Source organism: Streptomyces sp. M2CJ-2 (genome assembly GCF_016757295.1).
GTDB lineage: Bacteria > Actinomycetota > Actinomycetes > Streptomycetales > Streptomycetaceae > Streptomyces.
Map to the genome: position 1 here is coordinate 81,803 of NZ_JAESIF010000009.1, position 18,165 is coordinate 99,967.

Below are 18,165 nucleotides of genomic sequence, written 5' to 3' on the forward strand. Positions count from 1 at the left end.
CCTCATGGCTGGAGACGACGTGCCGCGACAACTACCGAACTGGCTGGTGTGGTGAGTACTTCAGTGGCGTCCAGGGCTGGATGCGTGAGGTAGAACAGGCGGAGCTCATCCACCTCACCGCCGAAACGAGGCGGCCAATGGGGCGAGGGGGTGAAGTCGTCCAGGATGAGCAGGCCACCGGGAGCAAGCAACTCGACGACTCCCTGGGGATCGTCACGCTTGCCCCCGCCGTCGCAGAAGAAGACGTCGAAGGAGGCATGCTGCTCGAGCAGCCGCCAGTCCCCGGTGAGAACACTGACGCGCCGGTCGTCCGCGAAGACACCGGCCGCTCGACGGGCCAGTTCCTCATCACGCTCCACGGTGACCAGACGTGCCCCGGAACCCAGGCCGTCGTGCAGCCATGCGGTGCCCACTCCCGAGCCGGTACCGCTCTCGGCAATGACCCCGTGGGGCTTCGCGGCAGCGGCCAGCCTGAGCAACCTGCCCACTTCAGGGATGCCGCTCTTCTTGAATCCCGCCTCGGAGGCGATCCGCTCTGCGGCCGCCACGCGAGGCGGAGTCGCACGTTCGGCCATGTGACCATCCCCCCTTCACGGTGAACGTCACGCTGTCCACCGGCAGAAGTCTCCGTACGGAGTTCCGGCTGTCCGACCGCTCAGTCCACGCGCATGAGCCGTACCGGCTCAGTACGAGGCGATCCGGTAGCGGACGGACCGCTGATGTGGGCGGCGACGGGCACCGGTCGTCCGGCTCCGCGCAGGTGCGCCGCGGAGCGTACGAGCCGGTCCCGGACCGCCCGGCATCCGTTCGGAACGTCTCAGGCCTTCGGCTGGGTGAAGCGGATGCGGTTGCCGAAGGGGTCGCGCAGACCGCAGTCGATTCCGTACGGGCGCTCGGTGGGTTCCTCGGTGAACTCCACGCCCTTCTCCAGCAGCCTTTCGTAGGTCTTGCGGCAGTCGTCGGTGGTGAGGATGAACCAGCCGCCCATGGCCCCCTTGGTCACCAGCTCGCGCACCTGCTCCGCCGTCTCCTCCGACATCGCCGGAGCGCCCGGCTTCTCCAGCAGGATCTGCCGCTCGGGGTGGCCGGGGACGCCGACGGTCAGCCAGCGCATGAAGCCCATGTCGACGTCCGCGGTGACCTCCAGACCGAGCTTGCCGACGTAGAAGTCGAGGGCCTCGTCCTGGTCGAGGACGTACATCTGTGAGTGCGTGATGGCGTTGAACATGACGCTCACGCTATCCAGTCGACGGGACGAAAACTTATCCGAAACTGCTCGGTTCCCGGGCGCCGGGCGCCGGGCGGAAGGTCAGGCACTCGGCCGGGTCCACGCCATCGTGAAGCACGTCGGCACGCTCACGGCCGTCGCCTCCTTGCGGTACGCGCGCGGTGACCGGCCGACGATGTCGCGGAACGTGCGGCTGAAGGTACCCGGGCTGTTGAAGCCGACCTCGAAGCCGACGGCCGTCACGCTGCGGTCGGTCTCCCGCAGCAGGAACATCGCCCGTTCCACCCGGCGGCGCTGGAGGTAGCGGTGCGGTGTCTCACCGAACGTGGCCCGGAAGGTCCGCGTGAAGTGCGCCGGTGACACATGCGCGATGCGCGCCAGGGCAGGGACGTCCATCGGCTGCGCGTAGTCGCGGTCCATCGCGTCCCGCGCCCGGAGCATGCGGCGGTTGGTGTCTTCGGTGGCACGGCTCACGCCGCCATCCCATCACGGCCCACCGCACCCGGGACGATCGCGCACTGGTCTCCAGGCCGCTGCCGGTGCTCCAGTGCGGTTTCGTGATGCACCCAGTGAGCTGTGGCTGGGCACCGCGATCGGCCGGTGGGTGTTCAGGGACGCCGGGTGGACCTGGTGATGTCATGATCAGCCGGCGGCAGGGAGCTGCCGAGCGAAGCGGCGGACGGCATCGGTGAAGGCGTCCGGATCGTCGAAGTTCGCGAGATGCCTCGCCCGCGGGATCAACTCGACGCGCGCGTGGGGATGCGCGCGGGCGAAGTCCGCCTCACCGGACCGGAAGACGGCGTCCTTCTCGCCGTTCAGGATGAGGACCGGAGCCTTCACATGACGCATCGCACCCGCGTCGAAGCGCCCGAGCACCTCGCCCCAGGCTGCCGGCAGGGCATGGAAGGCGTAACCGGACCGGATGGTCGCCTCCACCACCTCCGGCGGATAGAGCCGCCGCAGCAACCGGTCGTTCCACCGGGCCAGCCGATCCACCGGTATACGGGGGACCAGTCCGGCGACCCACCGGTACGGCACCGCTCCGAGGCCGCGAGTGGAGGCGCTGGCTCCCGCGAGGACCAGCCCGCGCAGTCGTTCCGGACGACACCGCGCGAACTCCAGCGCGGCGTATCCGCCGAGCGAGTGCCCCACGACCAGAGCCGGCCCGCGGCCGAGCGAGTCGACCGCGGAAGCGATGATCTCGGTCGCACTGCTCAGGCTCCAGGGTTGAGCCGAGCGTTTCCCGTGGCCGGGCAGGTCGACGGCGACCACCGGGAATTCGTCCCGGAGTGCGGCAATCTGCACGCTCCACTGTCCCGCGCTGAAGCGCGTCCCGTGAACGAAGACCATGGGCACTGCGTCTGCTGCCGTCATCGATCCCCCGAGGTGGTACCGCCCAGCCGACCCTACCGGAGCGGTCTCCCCGCGATCGAGGAAGATGAGGGAAGGTACTCAAGCGGCCCACCGGGACGCTCATGCAGTCGAGCGGCGCTGCGACGAGGCCTCCGCACGGAGTTCCGGCTGTGCGACCGCTCAGTCCACGCGCACAGGGGTTCGGGTCGAGTCGATCTGGTGACGCCGGGTGCCGGCGCCCCGGGCTCGCGCGCCCCGCGCGTGCAGGTCCGCCGCTCGGCGGGGAGCACGCCGCCGGGCCTCCGGTTCACCACATCCGGTGGTGTGGGCGGCGTCCCGGGCCGGTCGGCCCCGTCCCGCCAGGAGCATGGGATCGCCCCGGCATGTCCGCCGGGGCGATCCGGTTCCACGACGCCTTGATGGAGAGTGCCGTGAAGACTCGTTCCTGGTCCCTCGCCGCCGTCCTCGCCCTGACCGCGGTCCTGTTGCCGGCCCACGCGGCGTCCGCCGCGCCGGCCGCGCCCCCGTCCTGCCCCGACGGGTCGGTGTGCTTCTGGAGCAAGGAGGGCTTCGGCGGCGACTACTGGGAGTGGACCGCGCGCAGCGGCTACCGCGACATGCCGCCGCGCCTGCACGACCACGTCGGCTCGGTCGTGGCCGGCACCCGGGCCTGCTTCGTGAACTGGCAGCCGGTCGAGAAGCGGGACGTCTTCAACGGCGACTGGCGCTCGCGCTACCTCGGCGACTTCGGCGGGCGGATCGACGGGGTGGGCCCGGGCGGCTGCTGACCCGCCGGACTCAGCCCAGGTGCGTCGGCGCGAACATCCGCAGGACGGCCGGGAGCACGACCACGGACGGGCCCGGGGTCGACAGGGCCCGGGTCAGGTCGTGCTCCAGGGTCTCGGGGGTGGTGCGTACGGCCGGGACGCCGAAGGACTCGGCGAGAGCGACGTAGTCCGGGCGGGTCAGTTCCGTGGCCGTGGGCTCGCCGAAGGTGTCGGTCATGTACTCGCGGAGGATGCCGTAGCCGCCGTCGTCGACGATCAGCCAGGTGACGTCGAGGTCGTACTGGCGGGCCGTGGCCAGTTCGGCGATGGAGTACAGGGCGCCGCCGTCCCCGGAGACCGCCAGGACCGGCCGGGTGGGATCGGCGACCGCGGCGCCGAGGGCGGCCGGGAAGCCGTAGCCGAGGCCGCCGGCGCCCTGGGCGGAGTGCAGGTGGTTGGGGCCCTTGGCGTCGAAGGCGGACCAGGCCCAGTAGGCCAGGATCGTCATGTCCCAGAAGGAGGGCGAGGTGGCGGGCAGGGCTCGGCGGACCGACGTCAGCACCTGCTGCTCCAGGGTCAGTTGCTGGGACGCGATGCGTTCGGTGACCTTCGACAGCAGGGTGCGGACGCGTTCCGGTGCCGTGGGGTCCTCGCGTGGCTCCGCCGTCTCCAGCAGGGCCTGGAGGGCGAGGCGGGCGTCCGCGTGGATGCCGAGCGCCGGGTGGTTGGACTCCAGCTTGCCGAGGTCGGCCTCGATCTGGACGATCCGGCCGCGCGGCGTGAACGTGTGGTAGTTGGAGGAGAGTTCGCCCAGTCCGGAGCCCACGACCAGGAGGACGTCGGCGTCCTCCAGGAAGTCCGTCGTGTGGCGGTCCTCCAGCCAGGACTGGAGCGAGAGCGGATGGGTCCAGGGGAAGGCTCCCTTGCCGCCGGGGGTGGTGACCACCGGTGCCTGGATCAGCTCGGCTAGCCGGCGCAGCTTGCCGGAGGCGTCCGCGCGGACCACTCCCCCGCCCGCGATGATCGCCGGGCGGGTGGCGGTGGACAGCAAGTGGGCGGCCACCGCCGTCAGTTCGGGGCGCGGGGGCAGTTCGTCGGGGGTGGCGTCCATGGCCGTCACGACCGGCAGGGTCGTCTCCGCGAGCAGGACGTCCTGCGGGATCTCCACCCACACCGGGCCGTGCGGCACCGTCAGGGCCGACTTCCAGGCCTCCGTGATCGCCGACGGGATCTGGGACGCCGTACGCACCGTGTGGACGGACTTGACCACGCCCCGGAACGAGGCCGACTGGTCGGGCAGTTCGTGCAGGTAGCCGTGGCGTCCGCCGCCGAGCCCGGCCGTCGGGATCTGGCTGCTGATCGCCAGGACGGGGGCGGAGGCGGCGGCCGCCTCCTGGAGCGCGGGCAGCGAGGTCAGCGCACCCGGCCCGGTCGAGAGCAGCAGGGGCGCCGCCTCGCCGGTGATCCGGCCGTACGCGTCCGCCGCGAACCCGGCGTTGTTCTCCACCCGCAGGCCGACGTACCTGAGGTCGGAGCGGCGCAGGGCGTCGAACATGCCGAGGGCGTGCTGGCCGGGCAGGCCGAAGACGGTCGTCGCTCCGAGCCCGGCCAGGGTCTCCACGACCAGGTCGCCGCCGTTGCGGCCGGGGGGAGGGTTGAGCGCGGCCTCCGTCTGGGCCGGCGTCGGGCGCAGCACCAGGTCGTGGTCGTGGGTCACTTGGCCGTGTCCTCCTCGCGTGCCGCGGCGATCTGGCGGGACATGATCGTGGTCAGTTCGTACGCGGTGTGGGAAGCCGCCACCGAGGTGATCTCCGCGTGGTCGTACGCGGGGGCCACCTCGACGATGTCCGCCGAGACGAGGTGGCAGGACGCCAGACCGCGCAGGATCTCGAGCAGTTCGCGGGAGGTCATGCCGCCGGCTTCGGGGGTGCCGGTGCCGGGGGCGTGGGCCGGGTCCAGGCAGTCGATGTCGATGGAGATGTACAGCGGGCGGTCGCCGATGCGCTGGCGCAGCTGGTCGGCGACCTCGTCGGCGCCCCGGCGGTAGACGTCCGCGGAGGTGACGATGCCGAAGCCCATCTTCTCGTCGTCGGTGAGGTCCTGCTTGCTGTAGAGCGGGCCGCGGATGCCGACGTGGGAGAGGGCGGAGGTGTCGAGGACGCCTTCCTCCACGGCCCGGCGGAACGGGGTGCCGTGCGTGTACTCGGCGCCGAAGTAGGTGTCCCAGGTGTCCAGGTGGGCGTCGAAGTGGAGCAGGGCGACCGGGCCGTGCTTCTTGGCGACCGAGCGGAGCAGCGGCAGCGCGATGGTGTGGTCGCCGCCCAGGGTCATCAGGCGGGCGCCGGTGCCGAGGAGGTCGTCGGCGGCGGCCTCGACGGTCTCCACGGCCTCGTTGATGTTGAACGGGTTCACGGCGATGTCGCCGCCGTCCGCGACCTGGGCGAGGGCGAAGGGCGAGGCGTCCTGCGCGGGGTTGTAGGGGCGCAGCAGCCGGGACGCCTCGCGTATGGCGTTGCCGCCGAAGCGGGCGCCCGGCCGGTAGGAGACGCCCGAGTCGAACGGCACGCCCACCACGGCGACGTCGGTGCGGCCGACCTCGTCCAGGCGGGGCAGCCGGGCGAAGGTCGCGGGGCCCGCGTACCGGGGGACGCGGGAGGAGTCGACGGGCCCGCGGGGCGTCTCGTTGCTGCTCATGGAGGACTGCCTTCTTTCCTACGTTTCGTCGCGTATGTACCTGCCTGCCCTGTGACTCTACTGGGCGACGGGGACCTCTTCGGACACGGGTTCGGGGGTGCGGCCGGCCAGGCGTTCCCGCCAGGCGGCGAGTACGGCCTCGTCGGTGGGCCTGGTCGCCAGGGAGACGACGACGTAGACCGCGAGGGAGGACAACAGGCCGTAGAGGATGGGCTCGTTGGCCAGGATGCCGTAGGTCGCCATCAGGCCGACGACCGCGAGACCGCCGACGGTGACGGCGGCGAGGGCGCCCTGCGCGGTGCCGCGCTTCCACAGCAGTCCGCCGAGGATGGGCACCAGGAGCCCGCCGACGAGCAGGTTGTACGCCACGGTGAGCGCCTCGACGACGTTGTTCAGCGCGATCGCCGTGCCGATCACGGCGAGGCCCATGAGGAGGATGAAGGCACGGTTGCCCTTGACCTCGTCGCGGTCGGTCCCCGGGGCCGTGGTGAGCCCGCGCAGCCGCGACCAGATGTCGTTGTTGGCGACGGTGGCGCAGGCGATCAGCGCGCCGGAGGAGGTCGACATCACGGCGGCGAGCGCGGCGGCCAGCACCAGTCCGCGCACCCCCATGGGCAGTTCGTCCTTGACGATGGTGGCGAAGGCGTCGTCGGCGCTGCCGAGGTCGGGGTAGAGCACCTTGGCCGCGGTGCCGATGACGGCGCCGGCGAGGGCGTAGGCGAGGCAGTAGGTGCCGGCGACGGTGCCGCCCCACTTGGCGGTGCGGTCGCCGCGGGCGGTGAACACGCGCTGCCAGATGTCCTGGCCGATCAGCATGCCGAACGTGTAGATCAGCACGTAGGTGAAGATGGTCTCGCCGCCGATGCCCAGCGGGTCGAAGTACTCGGTGGGCAGTTGCGCCTTCATCTCGCTGAAGCCGCCCGCCTTGACCACCGCGATCGGCAGCAGCAGGAGCAGCACACCGATCGTCTTGACGACGAACTGCACCATGTCGGTCAGGGTGATCGACCACATGCCGCCGAGCGTCGAGTAGGCGACCACGACGGAACCGCCGAGGATGATCGCGAGGGTGCGGTTCATGTCGAACAGGACGTCGAAGATCGTGGCGTAGGCGATGGTCGAGGTGACCGCGAGCATCAGGGTGTACGCCCACATGACGACACCGGAGATGACGCCGGCCCGGCCGCCGTAGCGCAGGTCGAGCATCTCGGAGACGGTGTAGACCTTCAGACGGGCGATGCGGGCGGAGAAGAAGATGCTCAGGGCCAGCAGGCCGAGGCCGATGGTGAAGACCATCCAGGCGCCGGAGAGGCCGTACTGGTAGCCGAGGCCCACACCGCCGATGGTGGAGGCGCCGCCGAGGACGATGGCGGCCATGGTGCCCGAGTACATGGTGGGGCCCAGGCGGCGGCCCGCCACCAGGAACTCGCTCTTGGACTTGGCACGACGCATGCCCCACCAGCCCATGGCCAGCATGGCGGCCATGTAGAAGACGATGACCAGGTAGTCGACGGCCATGTGGGCCTCCTTCGCGCACTGTCGTCGGGGTGCCGTGCAGCTGAAAGTTGTCCTGTGGTGTCCGGTGGCTCGTCGCGGGATGCGACGGGATGAGGCGGGGTTCTGCGTGATGCGTGATGCGTCGCGAGAAGGTCCGTCCGTACCCGAGGGCTGCCGGTCGGACCCGACACTAGGTGGCCGGAAAGCGACTGCGAAGTGTACGTTTCATCCATTCCGAACGAACGGGCTGGAGGAAACATCCACCATGCCGGACCCCACGGTTCCGCCCACGCCCCCGGTGCCCCTGGACGCGCTCCTGGCACGGGAGGATCTGGGCCTGCGCCGGGTCGCCGGACCGTCGGGCCCGGGCGTCGTCGTGCACTGGGTGCACACCTCGGAGATGGCGGACCCGTACCCGTATCTGCTGGGCGGGGAGCTGCTGCTGTCGGCGGGCGTGCACATCCCGGACGGGGCGGGCCCGGGGTACTTCGACGCGTACGTCTCCCGGATCGTGGCGGCGGGCGGGGCGGCCCTGGGCTTCGGGCTGGCGCCGGTGCACGACACGGTGCCGGAGGCGCTGGCCGCCGCCTGCGAGCTCCACGGGCTGCCGCTGCTGGAGGTGCCGCCGCGGACCACGTTCTCCGGGGTGGCCCGCGCGGTGTGGCAGCTGATGGCGCAGGCCCGGCTGGCGGAGCTGCGCCGGGTGACGGAGGCCCATCAGAGCCTCGCGTCCGCCGCCGCCCGCCCGAACCCGGTACCGGCCGTGCTGCACCAGCTCTCCCGCCGGCTGGGCGGCCGGGCCGTGCTGTTCGGCCCGGAGGGCACGGAACTCGCCGCGGCGGGCCGTGACCAGGGCGCGGAGACCGGGGCGGCTCTGGCGCGGCTGGCCCGGGTGGTGCGGCCGACGGGTACGGACCACCGGCCCGCCCCGGCGCCCGGCGGCGATCCCGGCCGCCCCGGTCCCGCCTCCGCCACCGACACGCTCGCCGGGGTCCGGCTGACCGCCTACGCGCTCGGCGCCGGTCACGGGTTCGTGCTCGGCGTCGCGGCCGGACGGCCGGACTCCGGGGACCACACCATCGCGTCCGTGGCCGCGGTGCTGCTCGCCCTGCTGACCGGTGAGCAGCAGAGCGGTACCGGCGCGGCCCGCTCCGCCGCGCTCGTACGGCTGCTGCTGGGAGGCGGGCCGGAGGACGTGGCGCCGCTGCTCGGCGGGGAGCGGTGGCGGGTCGTGCACGCACGGCCCGACGCGCAGGCCCCGGACGCCCTGGCGGCCTCCGCGCTCGGTGCCGCGCTCGGGTCGGCACTGGTGGATCCGGCGGGCGGGGCCGTGCGGGTGCTCGTCCCCGCCGGACGGGAGCCTCGGGCGCAGCCGGGCTGGACCCTGGGGGTCAGCGCCGCCGTCGGCCCGCTGGACTGGCCCGCGGCCGACACCCAGGCGGCCCGCGCCCTGGCCCGGGCCCGCGCCACCCGGGCGCCGCTCGTGGTGCACGGCGTCCGCCCCGCGCTGGACGACCTGGTCGCCCCGGCGGACGCGGACGCCCACGCCCGCCTGCTGCTCGCCCCCGTCGAAGGCACGCCCGCCCTCGTGGACACCCTGCGCACCTGGCTGTCCCTGCACGGCAGTTGGGACCGCACCGCGGTGGCCCTGTCCGTGCACCGCAACACCGTGCGGCAGCGGATCGCACGGTGCGCGGCCCTGCTGGAGACGGATCTGGACGACCCGGACGTACGGATGGAGCTGTGGTTCGCCCTGCGCCGCACCTGAGTACCCGGCACCACCGCTTCGAGCCGGGCGCTCTGAGTGTCCGTACGCAGTCGTCCGAGTACTTGAACCCTCCCCCAGCTGAAGCAGGGGGATTCCTGGCTCAAGCAGCTCATTCGCTCAGCGAGCGAACGAGTCTGACGCTCTCAGCACCAGCCGGGACGGAACCTGCCCGGTTACCCATTCAAGACAAAGGAGTTGTGCGTGCTTGGCTCTCGCAACGCACGGCGCTCAGCCTACCCGACCTTCTGGGCGGTCTTTCACCTTTTGGGCTAAACCCCGTTCCCTGTCCTGCTCCGCAGGATTCCGATTCATCCCCCGGCTGAAGCCAGAAGCGTCCTCGGAGGTTTCCAGTGACGCACGTCCCAGGGGGCGATACGCCGGGGACGCCCGTGGGAGGCTGCTCCACAATGGGAGGCATGCCGATATCCGGGACACCCAGCCGTGCCGAACTCCTCCTCCACCTCACCGCCACGCGCATCGCGGGCGAGGTCGCCACACCGCGTGAGAACAACCTCTCCCACTACCGCAAGCTGGCGAACGGCGACCGCCACTTCTGGCTCGGCCTGGAGCTCGGCGACCGCTGGAGCGACGAGCAGGACGTGCTCGCGGTGATGGCGGAACGGGTCGGGGTCAGCGACGACGCCGAACACCGGTACGGCCAGGACACCATCGACCCGGAGCTGACCGTGGCCGCCCTGGAGCGGATGGCGGGGCGGCTGCGCAAGGCGGCGGACGGCCGGCAGCGGGTGCTGTTCGCCACCGGCCACCCCGGCGGCCTGCTCGACGTGCACCGCGCCACGGCCGCCGCGCTGCGGGCCGCCGGCTGCGAGATCGTGGTGATCCCGGACGGGCTGGTCACGGAGGAGGGGTACGTGATGCAGTTCGCGGACGTGGCGGTGCTGGAGCACGGTGCCACGCTGTGGCACACCCACTCCGGTGAGCCGATGAAGGCCATCCTCACCGCCCTGGAGCGGGAGGGCCGCCCGCTGCCCGACCTGGTCGTCGCCGACCACGGCTGGGCGGGGTACGCGGGACAGCACGGCGTCGACTCCGTCGGCTACGCCGACTGCAACGACCCGGCGCTGTTCCTCGCGGAGGCGGAGGGGACCGTCCAGGTGACGGTGCCCCTCGACGACCACGTGGTCAGCCCCCGCCACTACGACCCGATGACGGCGTACCTGCTGGCGGAGGCGGGGCTGGACCAGAACGCCCGCTGATCACCGGGGAACGCGGACCACGCCCTCCTGGATGACCGAGACCGCGAGGCGGCCGTCCCGGGTGTACATGCGGGCCTGGCCGAGGCCCCGGCCGCCGTGCGCCGACGGGGAGTGCTGGTCGTACAGCAGCCACTCGTCGGCGCGGAACGGGCGGTGGAACCACATGGCGTGGTCCAGGGAGGCCCCGACCACGTCGCCCACCGCCCAGCCGCCCCGGCCGTGGGCGAGCAGCACCGAGTCCAGGAGCGTCATGTCGGAGACGTACGTGGCGAGGACGACGTGCAGCAGGGGGTCGTCGGTCAGTTTGCCGTTGGTGCGGAACCACACCTGGGAGTGGGGTTCGCGGGGCTCGCCGAAGCGGCCGTAGGGCGGCTCGTCGACGTAGCGCAGGTCGACCGCGGCGCGGGCCTCCAGGAAGCTCTCGACGACGTGGGGGTCGAGGTGGCCGTACTCGCGGAGCCGTTCCTCGGAGGTGGGCAGCGTGGCAGGGTCCGGCGCGGACGGCATCGGCTCCTGGTGGTCCAGGCCCTCCTCGTACGTCTGGAAGGACGCGGAGAGGTGGAAGATCGGCTTGCCGTGCTGGACCGCGACGACCCGGCGGGTGGTGAAGGAGCGGCCGTCGCGGATCCGGTCGACGGTGTAGACGATGGGCGCGCCCGGGTCGCCGGGGCGCAGGAAGTACGCGTGCAGGGAGTGCGCGGGCCGGTCCGCGGGGACGGTCCGCCCGGCGGCGACCACGGCCTGCGCGGCGACCTGCCCGCCGAAGACGCGGGGGACGACGACGGAGCGGGACCGGCCGCGGAAGATGTTCTCCTCGATCTGCTCGAGGTCGAGCAGATCGAGGAGTTCCTGTAGTGCCTGACTCATGGGGTCAGTTGTGTACGTCGGGGATTTCGCGCGTCTTACAGGCCCATGTCCTTGGCGATGATCGTCTTCATGATCTCGCTGGTGCCGCCGTAGATGCGGTTGACGCGGTTGTCCGCGTACAGGCGGGCTATCGGGTACTCGTTCATGTAGCCGTAGCCGCCGTGCAGCTGGAGGCAGCGGTCGATGACGCGGTGCGCGACCTCGGTGCAGAACAGCTTGGCGGAGGCGGCCTCGGCGGGGGTCAGCTCGCCGGCGTCCAGGGCCTCCGTGGCGCGGTCGGCGACCGCCTCGGCGGCGTCCACCTCGGCCTGGCAGGCGGCCAGTTCGAACTTGGTGTTCTGGAAGTGGGCGACCGGCTTGCCGAAGACGGTGCGCTCCTGCACGTACTGCTTGGCGAACCGGACGGCCGCCTTGGCCTGCGCGTAGGCGCCGAAGGCGATGCCCCAGCGCTCGGAGGCCAGGTTGTGGCCGAGGTAGGAGAAGCCCTTGTTCTCCTCGCCGAGCAGGTCCTCGGCGGGGACCTTGACGTCGACGAACGCCAGCTCGGCGGTGTCGGAGGTCCTCAGGCCGAGCTTGTCCAGCTTGCGGCCGACGGAGTAGCCCTCGGACTTGGTGTCGACGACGAAGAGGGAGATGCCGAAGCGGCGGTCCTCGGCGGTCGGGGCGGCGGTCCGGGCGCAGACGATGACCTTGTCGGCGTGGACTCCGCCGGTGATGAAGGTCTTGGCGCCGTTGAGGACGTAGTGGGTGCCGTCCTCGCTCAGCTTGGCGGTGGTCTTCATGCCCGCGAGGTCGGAGCCGGTGCCGGGCTCGGTCATCGCGATGGCCCACATCTCCTCGCCGGTGACGAACTTCGGCAGGAAACGCTTCTTCTGCTCGTCGGTGGCGAGCATCTTGATGTAGGGCAGGGCGAGCAGCACGTGCACGCCGGAGCCGCCGAACTGGACGCCCGCGCGAGCGGTCTCCTCGTAGAGGACGGCCTCGAACTTGTAGCTCTCCATGCCCGCGCCGCCGAACTCCTCGGGCACGTTGATGCCGAAGATGCCCAGCTCACCGAGCTTGTAGTAGAAGTCGCGGGGCGCCTGGCCCGCCGCGAACCACTCGTCGTAGACCGGGACGACCTCGGCCTCGATGAAGTCGCGGATGGTCTCCCGGAAAGCCTCGTGGTCCTCGTTGAACACCGTACGGCGCACCGCCGCCACCCTTCTTTGCGCCTAAACCGGCGCCGCTCTCGCGTATGTGGTTGCTCGCCGTGGGGGTTCCTCAATGGATGGTTGCGGTCCCACGTGGCTAAGCGCTTGCTCAGACAGTGAAGATACCGGCGAGTAGCCACAGCCGTCCAGAGCGGGAGCCCCGTAACGCTCGTCACTCGGCCGGAGTCAGGGGGTGCCCGCCGCCGCGAAGGCGCCGCGCGCCATCCGGTGCAGCAGGACGGCCGTCGTGGCGCGGCCGGGCAGGGCGCCGGGGCGGCCGAGGTGCGGGGTGGAGTTGAGCAGGCCGAACACCGAGTGCACGGCCGAGCGGGCGGCCGGTTCGGCCAGGTCCGGGTAGAGCTCGCGCACCACCCCGACCCACAGCTCGACGTACTGCCGCTGCAGCTGCCGCACCAGTTTGCGGTCGGCGTCCCGCAGGCGGTCCAGCTCGCGGTCGTGCAGGGTGATGAGGGGGCGGTCGTCGAGCGCGAAGTCGATGTGGCCCTCGATCAGCGAGTCCAGGACCGCCTCGGGAGCCACCCCGCCGACCCCGCTGCCCCCGCCGGCCTCGCCGACTTCCCGGAGTCGCTGTTTCGCACCGGTCAGCAGCTGGCCGCTGATCCCCACCAGCAGTTCCGCGAGCATCGCGTCCTTGCCCGGGAAGTGCCGGTACAGGCCGGGTCCGCTGATGCCGACCGCGGCACCTATCTCGTCGACCCCGACGCCGTGGAACCCGCGCTCGGCGAAGAGCCGCGCAGCCTCCTTGAGGATCTGCTCGCGGCGGGTCGGGGCGTCGGTTCTGGTGGCCATGGAGACGATTCTAGACAGCGGGGTTAGCGCTCGTTAACCTGAGGGGAACGCGTTAACGCTCATTAACCAGTGAGGGGACCGCAGGATGTACGAGGCACCGGAGCTTCACAGCGCGGCCGATCCCGCGTCGGAGTCCTTTCGGGCCAACGAGGAGGCGCACCGCGCCCTCGTCGAGGAGCTGCGCGCCAAGCTGGCCGCGGCCGCGCTCGGCGGCGGCGAGCGGGCGCGGGCCAGGCACACGGCGCGCGGGAAGCTGCTCCCGCGCGAGCGCGTGGACACGCTCCTCGACCCCGGTTCACCCTTCCTGGAGCTGGCCCCGCTGGCGGCCGACGGGATGTACGAGGGGCAGGCCCCGGCGGCCGGTGTGATCGCCGGCATCGGGCGGGTCGGCGGGCGCGAGTGCGTGGTCGTCGCCAACGACGCGACCGTCAAGGGCGGTACGTACTACCCGATGACGGTGAAGAAGCACCTGCGCGCGCAGGAGGTGGCCCTGGACAACCGCCTGCCCTGTGTCTACCTGGTGGACTCCGGCGGGGCGTTCCTGCCGATGCAGGACGAGGTGTTCCCGGACCGGGAGCACTTCGGGCGGATCTTCTACAACCAGGCCCGGATGTCCGGCGCCGGCATCCCGCAGATCGCGGCCGTGCTCGGTTCCTGCACGGCGGGCGGGGCGTACGTCCCGGCGATGAGCGACGAGGCGGTGATCGTCCGGGGCCAGGGCACGATCTTCCTCGGCGGTCCGCCCCTGGTGAAGGCGGCCACCGGCGAGGTGGTCACGGCGGAGGAGCTGGGCGGCGGCGAGGTCCACTCGCGGGTGTCGGGCGTCACCGACCACCTCGCCGAGGACGACGCGCACGCGCTCAGGATCGTCCGCACCATCGTCTCCACGCTCCCCGCTCGGGGCGGACTCCCCTGGCAGGTGGAGCAGGCCGTCGAGCCCAAGGTGGACCCCGCCGGGCTGTACGGCGCGGTGCCGGTGGACCCCCGCACGCCCTACGACGTGCGCGAGATCATCGCGCGGGTCGTGGACGGCTCCCGGTTCGCCGAGTTCAAGTCGGAGTTCGGGCAGACCCTGGTCACCGGCTTCGCCCGGATCCACGGCCACCCGGTGGGGATCGTCGCCAACAACGGCATCCTGTTCTCCGAGTCCGCCCAGAAGGGCGCCCACTTCATCGAACTGTGCGACCAGCGCGGCATCCCGCTGGTCTTCCTGCAGAACATCTCCGGCTTCATGGTCGGCAAGGACTACGAGGCGGGCGGCATCGCCAAGCACGGCGCCAAGATGGTCACGGCGGTGGCGTGCACCCGCGTGCCGAAGCTCACGGTGGTGGTCGGCGGGTCGTACGGCGCGGGCAACTACTCGATGTGCGGGCGGGCGTACTCCCCCCGCTTCCTGTGGATGTGGCCGGGCGCCAAGATCTCGGTCATGGGCGGCGAGCAGGCCGCCTCCGTCCTCGCGACCGTCAAGCGGGACCAGCTGGAGGCGCGCGGGGAGAGCTGGCCGGCCGAGGACGAGGACGCCTTCAAGGCCCCGATCCGCGCGCAGTACGAGCACCAGGGGAACGCCTACTACGCGACGGCCCGCCTCTGGGACGACGGCGTGATCGACCCGATGGACACCCGGCAGGTCCTGGGCCTGGCTCTGACCGCGTGCGCCAACGCGCCCCTGGGTGACCCCCAGTTCGGCGTCTTCCGGATGTGAGGGGACCCCTGACGATGACCGATCAGATGTTCGAGACGGTACTGGTGGCCAACCGGGGCGAGATCGCCGTCCGGGTCATCCGCACCCTGCGGTCGATGGGCGTGCGCTCGGTGGCCGTGTACTCCGACGCGGACGCCGACGCCCGGCACGTCCGGGAGGCCGACACGGCGGTACGGATCGGCCCGGCGCCGGCTGCGGAGAGCTATCTGTCGGTGGAGCGGCTGCTGGCCGCCGCCGCCCGCACCGGCGCCCAGGCCGTCCACCCCGGGTACGGGTTCCTCGCCGAGAACGCCGGTTTCGCGCGGGCGTGCGCCGAGGCGGGGCTGGTCTTCATCGGGCCGGGCGCCGACGCGATCGCCCTGATGGGCGACAAGATCCGCGCGAAGGAGACGGTGAAGGCGGCCGGGGTCCCGGTCGTGCCCGGTTCCAGCGGGAGCGGTCTGACCGACGAGCAGCTCGCCGACGCGGCCCGCGGGATCGGCATGCCGGTGCTGCTGAAGCCGTCGGCGGGCGGTGGCGGCAAGGGCATGCGGCTGGTGCGGGACGCTTCGACGCTGGCCGACGAGATCGCCGCCGCGCGGCGCGAGGCCCGCGCCTCCTTCGGTGACGACACGCTGCTGGTCGAACGGTGGATCGACCGCCCCCGGCACATCGAGATCCAGGTGCTGGCCGACGGCCACGGGGGCGTCGTCCACCTCGGCGAGCGCGAGTGCTCCCTCCAGCGCCGGCACCAGAAGATCATCGAGGAGGCGCCCAGTGTGCTCCTCGACGAGAAGACCCGGGCCGCGATGGGCGAGGCGGCCGTGCAGGCGGCCCGCTCCTGCGGCTACCGGGGTGCGGGCACGGTGGAGTTCATCGTGCCGGGCAACGACCCGGCCTCGTACTACTTCATGGAGATGAACACCCGCCTCCAGGTGGAGCACCCGGTCACCGAGCTGGTCACGGGCCTGGACCTGGTGGAGTGGCAGCTGCGGGTGGCGGCGGGCGAGCGGCTCGGCTTCGGGCAGGACGACGTCCGGCTCACCGGGCACGCGGTGGAGGCCCGCATCTGCGCCGAGACCGTGTCCATAAGAGAGGGGGCGCGGGGCTTCCTGCCCTCCGGAGGCACGGTGCTGAGACTGCGCGAACCGCAGGGCGGGGGAGTCCGCACGGACTCCGGCCTCAGCGAGGGCACGGAGGTCGGCAGCCTCTACGACCCGATGCTGTCCAAGGTGATCGCGTACGGCCCCGACCGCGCGACCGCGCTGCGCAGGCTCCGGGCGGCACTGGCGGAGACGGTGACGCTGGGCGTGCAGACCAACGCCGGGTTCCTGCGGCGGCTGCTCGCGCACCCGGCGGTGGTCTCGGGCGAGTTGGACACGGGACTGGTCGAGCGTGAGGTGGACGGTCTCGTACCGGACGAGGTGCCCGCGGAGACGTACGCGGCGGCGGCACTGCTGCGCCAGGCCTCCCTCGCGCCCGCCGACGGCTCCGGCTGGACCGATCCGTTCGCCGCCGCCGACGGCTGGCGCATGGGCGGTGAGCGGGCGTGGACGGCGCATCACCTGCGTGTGCCGGGCCACGAGCCGGTGACCGTGCGCGTGCGCAGCACCCCGGGCGGAGGCACGGAACTGCTGCTGCCGGGGGCGGACACGCCTCTGCGGGGGTCCGGGGGCGTGCCCCCGCGACCGGGGGACGAGCACCGGTTCACGTTCCTGCTCGACGGCGTCGCCCACACCTTCGCCGCCCTGCCGGACGGCACCTGGCTCGGCCGGGACGGCGACGCCTGGCACGTGCACGACCACGACCCGGTGGCCGCGTCCCTGAACCGCGCGGCGCGTTCCGGCGCCGACTCGCTGACCGCGCCGATGCCCGGCACGGTGACAGTGGTGAAGGTCGCCGTCGGCGACGAGGTGAGCGCGGGCCAGAGCCTGCTGGTGGTGGAGGCGATGAAGATGGAGCACGTCGTCTCCGCCCCGCACGCAGGGACGGTGACCGAGCTGGACGTGGCCCCGGGTACGACGGTCGCGATGGACCAGGTGCTGGCGGTCATCGCGCCCGCGGAGACACCTGCGGAGACGCCCGTGGAGCCATCCGTGGAGGCACCCGTGGAGCCGTCCGCAGAGAAGGAGACGGCATGAACGCCCCGGAACTGGGTCTGCCCATGGCCGTACCGGCCGAGGGGCTGCCCGCCCGCGTGCGGATCCACGAGGTCGGCGCGCGCGACGGACTGCAGAACGAGAAGGCGACCGTCCCGGCGGTGGTGAAGGCGGAGTTCATCCACCGCCTGGCCGGCACGGGCCTGACCACCATCGAGGCGACGAGCTTCGTCCACCCCGAGTGGGTGCCCCAGCTGGCGGACGCCGAGGAGCTGTTCCCGGCGGTCGCAGATCTGCCGGTGTCGCTGCCGGTCCTGGTGCCGAACGAGCGGGGTCTGGACCGCGCGCTGGCGCTGGGCGCCCGCCGGGTGGCGGTGTTCGCCAGTGCCACGGAGTCCTTCGCCCGGGCCAACCTCAACCGCACGGTGGACGAGGCGCTGGCGATGTTCGAACCGGTGGTGAGCCGGGCTAAGGCCGAGGGCGTCCACGTCCGCGGTTATCTGTCGATGTGCTTCGGCGACCCCTGGGAGGGCGCGGTCCCGGTCCCGCAGGTGGTGCGGGTCTGCCGGGCCCTGCTCGACATGGGCTGCGACGAACTGAGCCTGGGCGACACCATCGGGGTGGCCACCCCGGGGCATGTGACGGCCCTGCTCACCGCGCTCGCCGAAGCGGCCGTCCCCGTGTCCGCCCTGGGCGTCCACTTCCACGACACCTACGGCCAGGCCCTGTCCAACACGCTGGCCGCGCTCCAGCAGGGCGTCACCACGGTCGACGCCTCCGCCGGCGGGCTGGGCGGCTGCCCGTACGCGAAGTCCGCCACCGGCAACCTCGCCACCGAAGACCTCGTATGGATGCTGCGGGGTCTCGGCATCGAGACCGGGGTCGATCTCGGCCGTCTGGTCGCCACAAGCGTCTGGATGGCCGCCCACCTGGGCCGACAGAGCCCGTCCCGCACCGTCCGAGCCCTCTCCCACCAGGAGTCGTGAACGAC

Annotated in this window: 16 protein-coding genes; 6 read left to right on the forward strand and 10 right to left on the reverse strand. The window is 71.9% G+C overall.

What is annotated here, in order from left to right; translation table 11 throughout:
- Window positions 1–2: 2 nt before the first annotated feature.
- From JL475_RS10635 to JL475_RS10650, 4 genes are all read right to left on the reverse strand, one after another.
- On the reverse strand, window positions 3–575 hold the full coding sequence (locus JL475_RS10635) for an O-methyltransferase (RefSeq protein WP_202277290.1): 573 nt from the start codon (window positions 573–575) through the stop codon (window positions 3–5).
- 242 nt (window positions 576–817) lie between these two features.
- Window positions 818–1,228 (reverse strand): VOC family protein, encoded by a 411-nt coding sequence (locus tag JL475_RS10640; protein WP_202277291.1) that lies wholly within the window; start codon window positions 1,226–1,228, stop codon window positions 818–820.
- Between the two features lie 81 nt (window positions 1,229–1,309).
- Window positions 1,310–1,702, reverse strand: coding sequence for a helix-turn-helix domain-containing protein (locus JL475_RS10645; RefSeq protein ID WP_202277292.1), 393 nt, complete (start codon window positions 1,700–1,702; stop codon window positions 1,310–1,312).
- 168 nt (window positions 1,703–1,870) lie between these two features.
- Window positions 1,871–2,602: an alpha/beta fold hydrolase gene (locus JL475_RS10650; RefSeq protein WP_202277293.1), complete on the reverse strand. Its 732-nt coding sequence runs from the start codon at window positions 2,600–2,602 to the stop codon at window positions 1,871–1,873.
- Window positions 2,603–3,012: 410 nt separating this feature from the next.
- Between JL475_RS10650 and JL475_RS10655 the strand changes: the two genes are divergently transcribed.
- On the forward strand, window positions 3,013–3,369 hold the full coding sequence (locus JL475_RS10655) for a peptidase inhibitor family I36 protein (RefSeq protein WP_307825014.1): 357 nt from the start codon (window positions 3,013–3,015) through the stop codon (window positions 3,367–3,369).
- Between the two features lie 10 nt (window positions 3,370–3,379).
- Here JL475_RS10655 and JL475_RS10660 read toward each other — a convergent pair whose 3' ends face one another.
- From JL475_RS10660 to JL475_RS10670, 3 genes are read right to left on the reverse strand one after another with little or no spacing between them, the layout of a single operon-like run.
- On the reverse strand, window positions 3,380–5,065 hold the full coding sequence (locus JL475_RS10660) for a thiamine pyrophosphate-binding protein (protein WP_202277294.1): 1,686 nt from the start codon (window positions 5,063–5,065) through the stop codon (window positions 3,380–3,382).
- On the reverse strand, window positions 5,062–6,042 hold the full coding sequence (gene speB / locus JL475_RS10665) for an agmatinase (protein ID WP_202277295.1): 981 nt from the start codon (window positions 6,040–6,042) through the stop codon (window positions 5,062–5,064). Before speB ends, JL475_RS10660 begins: the two co-directional genes overlap by 4 nt.
- 57 nt (window positions 6,043–6,099) lie before the next feature.
- On the reverse strand, window positions 6,100–7,560 hold the full coding sequence (locus tag JL475_RS10670) for a sodium:solute symporter (protein WP_202277296.1): 1,461 nt from the start codon (window positions 7,558–7,560) through the stop codon (window positions 6,100–6,102).
- Between the two features lie 244 nt (window positions 7,561–7,804).
- Here JL475_RS10670 and JL475_RS10675 point away from each other — a divergent pair, with 244 nt between their 5' ends.
- Together JL475_RS10675 and JL475_RS10680 are read left to right on the forward strand one after the other, a co-directional pair.
- Window positions 7,805–9,307 carry a PucR family transcriptional regulator gene (locus tag JL475_RS10675; protein WP_202277297.1) on the forward strand — a complete coding sequence of 501 codons (1,503 nt, stop codon included), beginning with the start codon at window positions 7,805–7,807 and terminating at the stop codon, window positions 9,305–9,307.
- A 416-nt stretch (window positions 9,308–9,723) separates the two neighbouring features.
- On the forward strand, window positions 9,724–10,524 hold the full coding sequence (locus tag JL475_RS10680; protein WP_202277298.1) for a phosphatase: 801 nt from the start codon (window positions 9,724–9,726) through the stop codon (window positions 10,522–10,524).
- On the opposite strand, the gene tesB is transcribed toward JL475_RS10680, so the two are convergent.
- From tesB to JL475_RS10695, 3 genes are all read right to left on the reverse strand, one after another.
- Window positions 10,525–11,391, reverse strand: a complete 867-nt coding sequence (gene tesB, locus JL475_RS10685; RefSeq protein ID WP_202277299.1) for an acyl-CoA thioesterase II — start codon at window positions 11,389–11,391, stop codon at window positions 10,525–10,527. It abuts the gene before it with no gap.
- 35 nt (window positions 11,392–11,426) lie between these two features.
- Window positions 11,427–12,584: an acyl-CoA dehydrogenase family protein gene (locus JL475_RS10690; protein WP_202277300.1), complete on the reverse strand. Its 1,158-nt coding sequence runs from the start codon at window positions 12,582–12,584 to the stop codon at window positions 11,427–11,429.
- Window positions 12,585–12,770: 186 nt separating this feature from the next.
- Window positions 12,771–13,394, reverse strand: a complete 624-nt coding sequence (locus tag JL475_RS10695; RefSeq protein ID WP_202277301.1) for a TetR/AcrR family transcriptional regulator — start codon at window positions 13,392–13,394, stop codon at window positions 12,771–12,773.
- Between the two features lie 85 nt (window positions 13,395–13,479).
- Between JL475_RS10695 and JL475_RS10700 the strand changes: the two genes are divergently transcribed.
- From JL475_RS10700 to JL475_RS10710, 3 genes are read left to right on the forward strand one after another with little or no spacing between them, the layout of a single operon-like run.
- Window positions 13,480–15,096 carry a carboxyl transferase domain-containing protein gene (locus JL475_RS10700; RefSeq protein ID WP_202277302.1) on the forward strand — a complete coding sequence of 539 codons (1,617 nt, stop codon included), beginning with the start codon at window positions 13,480–13,482 and terminating at the stop codon, window positions 15,094–15,096.
- Between the two features lie 26 nt (window positions 15,097–15,122).
- Window positions 15,123–17,216 (forward strand): biotin carboxylase N-terminal domain-containing protein, encoded by a 2,094-nt coding sequence (locus tag JL475_RS10705; RefSeq protein WP_202277361.1) that lies wholly within the window; start codon window positions 15,123–15,125, stop codon window positions 17,214–17,216.
- Window positions 17,213–18,160, forward strand: a complete 948-nt coding sequence (locus JL475_RS10710; RefSeq protein ID WP_202277303.1) for a hydroxymethylglutaryl-CoA lyase — start codon at window positions 17,213–17,215, stop codon at window positions 18,158–18,160. Before JL475_RS10705 ends, JL475_RS10710 begins: the two co-directional genes overlap by 4 nt.
- Window positions 18,161–18,165: the final 5 nt, after the last annotated feature.